The sequence below is a fragment of the Arthrobacter sp. Bi26 genome (assembly GCF_918697925.1).
In the GTDB taxonomy this organism is placed as follows: Bacteria; Actinomycetota; Actinomycetes; order Actinomycetales; family Micrococcaceae; genus Arthrobacter.
In genome coordinates this window covers 1-3,239 of record NZ_CAKKMF010000184.1, presented here as the reverse complement: position 1 = coordinate 3,239, position 3,239 = coordinate 1, and the positions used below count along the sequence as shown (strand labels likewise).

At 65.5% G+C, this 3,239-nt stretch carries 4 protein-coding genes; all 4 read left to right on the top strand.

The window, feature by feature from the left end:
- The first annotated feature begins 50 nt into the window (after positions 1-50).
- The 4 genes from LQV16_RS23260 to LQV16_RS23245 all read left to right on the top strand — a co-directional run bounded on the left by LQV16_RS23260 (position 51) and on the right by LQV16_RS23245 (position 3,200).
- Positions 51-1,010, top strand: a complete 960-nt coding sequence (locus LQV16_RS23260; protein WP_229996192.1) for an ABC transporter substrate-binding protein — start codon at positions 51-53, stop codon at positions 1,008-1,010.
- Positions 1,011-1,022: 12 nt separating this feature from the next.
- Positions 1,023-1,949 carry an amino acid ABC transporter permease gene (locus LQV16_RS23255; protein WP_229996191.1) on the top strand — a complete coding sequence of 309 codons (927 nt, stop codon included), beginning with the start codon at positions 1,023-1,025 and terminating at the stop codon, positions 1,947-1,949.
- On the top strand, positions 1,946-2,710 hold the full coding sequence (locus LQV16_RS23250; RefSeq protein ID WP_290369418.1) for an amino acid ABC transporter ATP-binding protein: 765 nt from the start codon (positions 1,946-1,948) through the stop codon (positions 2,708-2,710). The genes LQV16_RS23255 and LQV16_RS23250 overlap by 4 nt, the downstream gene beginning before the upstream one ends.
- A gap of 109 nt (positions 2,711-2,819) precedes the next feature.
- Positions 2,820-3,200: a Rid family detoxifying hydrolase gene (locus LQV16_RS23245; protein WP_229996190.1), complete on the top strand. Its 381-nt coding sequence runs from the start codon at positions 2,820-2,822 to the stop codon at positions 3,198-3,200.
- Positions 3,201-3,239 lie beyond the last annotated feature (39 nt).

Genomic DNA, 3,239 nt, shown 5'->3' with positions numbered 1-3,239 from the left:
GCCCAACATCCCCAGGCCCAGCTGGCCTACTCCGATCTGAGGACCCCCTGATGAAAACCCCCACAGCACCTGCTCCCGTGAAGCGCATTCACCGCGGCATCCCTGCCGTCATGGCCACGGCGGCCCTCCTGCTCGCGGCCACCGCCTGCGCGCCGAGCCCCGCCACCCTGGCGTCGACACCGGCGACGCCGTCGGGAGACTCCGCCGGGAACGGCGCCGGAGTCCCCGCCCTCGCGGTCAACGACGCCGCCGCACAGTTGCTCCCGGAATCGATCAAATCAACAAGAGTCCTGCGCGTGGCCATCCCCACCAACGAGCCGCCGACACAGTTCTACCGGGAAGGAACCCAAGAGATGACGGGGACCAACCCGGACATCGCACGCCTCCTCGGTGAGGCCCTGGGCGTGAAGGTGGAAATCCAGGTGGCCAATTTCGACTCCATCATCCCGGGGATTGCCGCGGGCCGGTACGACATGACCGTCTCCTCGATGACCCCCACGGAAAAGCGCATGGAGGTCCTGGACTTCGTTGACTACATGCAAATGGGCAACTCGATTGCCGTGGCCCAGAGGAACCCGCAGGGGATCACCGATCAACACGCCCTGTGCGGCAAGAAGCTGGGCCTCCTGACCGGCTCCTACCAGCTCACGGTCAACGTCCCCGAGTACGACAAGGCCTGCACCGCGGGGGGCAAGGACACCATCCAGAGAAGCGAGTTCCAGGACACGCGGCAGGCAATCTCCGCTCTTGGCAGCGGGCGGCTGGACGCCGTCCTGGCGGATTCACCCATCCTGAACTTCGCCGCCACGCAGAACCCGCAGATCGAGATCGCCTCAAAATATGACTTCACGCCGGTCGGTGTGGGCTTGCCCAAGGACTCCGGCCTGGTCAAAGCCGTCTCCGCTGCCCTCTCAGGTGTCATCCAGAGCGACTCGTACCTCAAGGTGCTCGGAAAGTACGGCCTGGAGTCCAGCGCCATTACCGACGCCCGCGTCAATTTCGCCCAATAGGAGGTGAGCGCAATGCAGCAACAACACTCAATCCCCGGCACCCTTCAGGACACGCCGGCGGCGCCGGGCGACTCCATCCCGGTGGTGCCGCTCAGGCACCCGCTCCGGCTGGCGAGCGCCGTCGTCCTCATTCTGGTCGCGCTCAGCGCCGCGTGGGACGTGGCGGTGAACCAGCGGTACCACTGGGACGTGGTCGTCTCCTATCTCTTCGCCCCGCAGATCATCGCCGGGGCCGGGCTGACCATCCTCCTGACCGTAGTGTCCATGAGCGTCGGCATCGCGCTGGGCACGGTCCTGGCGGTCATGCGGCTCTCGGCCAACCCGATCGTGAGCACCATCAGCCGGGGCTACATCTGGTTCTTCCGCGGCACACCGCTGCTGGTGCAGCTGATCTTCTGGTACAACATCGCCGCCCTGTATCCGGTGATCGCCTTCGGTCTTCCCCTCGGCGGACCCTCCCTGGTCCTGGGCCCGGCCAATGTGCTCATCACGCCGCTTGGCGCCGCGCTGCTGGGACTGTCCCTGAACGAGGCCGCCTACATGGCCGAGATCATCCGCGGCGGCATCGGCTCGGTGGACAAGGGCCAGTACGACGCCGCCCGGGGCCTGGGGATGAACGGCAGCCAGCTCATGCGCCGGGTCATCCTTCCCCAGGCGATGCGCGTGGTCCTGCCGCCGACCGGCAACCAGGTCATTTCCATGCTCAAGGGCACGGCCCTGGTCAGCGTCCTGGCGATCTCGGACCTGCTGTACTCGGCCCAGATCATCTACTCCAACAACTACCAAACCATCCCGCTGCTTATTGTCGCCAGCCTCTGGTACCTGCTGATGACAACCATCCTCAGCTTCTTCCAAACCAAACTCGAACGGCGCTATGGCCGCGGCTTCGACGCAGCGCCGCGACGGACCCGCCGGTCAAAGACAAGGACACTACGATGAACACCGCCATGGTGGAAGCCCAGGGCGTCCGCAAGAGCTTCGGCTCAACGGAAATCCTCAAGGGCATTGATCTGAGGGTCGAACGCGGCTCGGTGACCTGCCTGATCGGCCCGTCCGGTTCCGGAAAGACGACCTTCCTGCGCTGCATCAACCACCTGGAAAAGGTCGACGCCGGTCGCCTGTACGTGGACGAACAGCTGGTCGGCTACGCCGAGCGCAACGGGCGGCTCTACGAAATGAAAGAGCGGCAGACAGCACGCTCGCGGCGGACCGCAGGAATGGTGTTCCAACGCTTCAACCTCTTCCCGCACATGACCGTGCTGGAGAACATCGTGGAAGCGCCCGTTCATGTCCTGGGCCGGCCCCGGAGCGAGGTCACCGCCGAAGCGCAGACCCTGCTGGACCGCGTCGGACTCGGTAACCGGGGGCACTCATACCCCCAGGAGCTCTCCGGTGGGCAGCAACAGCGGATCGCGATTGCGCGCGCATTGGCCATGAAACCCAGGCTCATGCTCTTCGACGAACCAACATCGGCGCTCGATCCGGAACTGGTGGGCGAGGTGCTCGACGTCATGAAGTCCCTGGCCGAGGCGGGGATGACCATGGTGGTGGTGACGCACGAACTCGGCTTCGCCCGCCAGGTCAGCGACCAGGTGGTGTTCATGGACCAGGGAGTCGTGGTCGAAAGCGGGGCCCCGGCCGATGTACTCGGCAACCCGCAACACGAACGCACGCAGGCCTTCCTCTCAAAGGTCCTCTAAAACATCAGCAACCAGAACCTCAGCCACCCCGGCCCGGCCAGCAGGCCGGCCGCACATCAGCCACACCCCGGCCGGCCAGCAGGCCGGCCGCATGAAAGGACACAGCGCCATGTCGCGACAGAAGATCAGCACCGGCCTCGCACCCAGCCCGGCAGGCCCCTATTCCCAGGCCATCGCCGCCAACGGCTTCCTCTACACCGCCGGCCAGACTCCGCACCACCCGGCCACCGGCGAACCTGTCGGCTCCACCATTGAAGAACAGACCGCGCAGACCATGAAGAATCTGGCCGCCGTCCTGGGCGGGCACGGCCTGGACTTTTCCCACGTGGTCAAGGCAACCGTGCATCTGCACCACCCGGGACGGGACTTTGACGGGTTCAACGCAATCTACGCAGAGTTCATCGAAGCCCCCTATCCGGCGCGAACCACGGTGGGGTCGTTCCTGGGGGACTTCCTGGTCGAGATCGACGTCGTCGCGGCCATTCCCTAACGGGTGCGTGGGGCCCGAGCTACGGGCTGGGACTAGGGG

What these genes read in the sequence shown, in the direction of transcription:
- LQV16_RS23260 (WP_229996192.1), top strand. Translation starts at nt 51, where the DNA reads ATGAAAACCCCCACAGCACCTGCTCCCGTGAAGCGCATTCACCGCGGC.
- LQV16_RS23255 (WP_229996191.1), top strand. Translation starts at nt 1,023, where the DNA reads ATGCAGCAACAACACTCAATCCCCGGCACCCTTCAGGACACGCCGGCG.
- LQV16_RS23250 (WP_290369418.1), top strand. Translation starts at nt 1,946, where the DNA reads ATGAACACCGCCATGGTGGAAGCCCAGGGCGTCCGCAAGAGCTTCGGC.
- LQV16_RS23245 (WP_229996190.1), top strand. Translation starts at nt 2,820, where the DNA reads ATGTCGCGACAGAAGATCAGCACCGGCCTCGCACCCAGCCCGGCAGGC.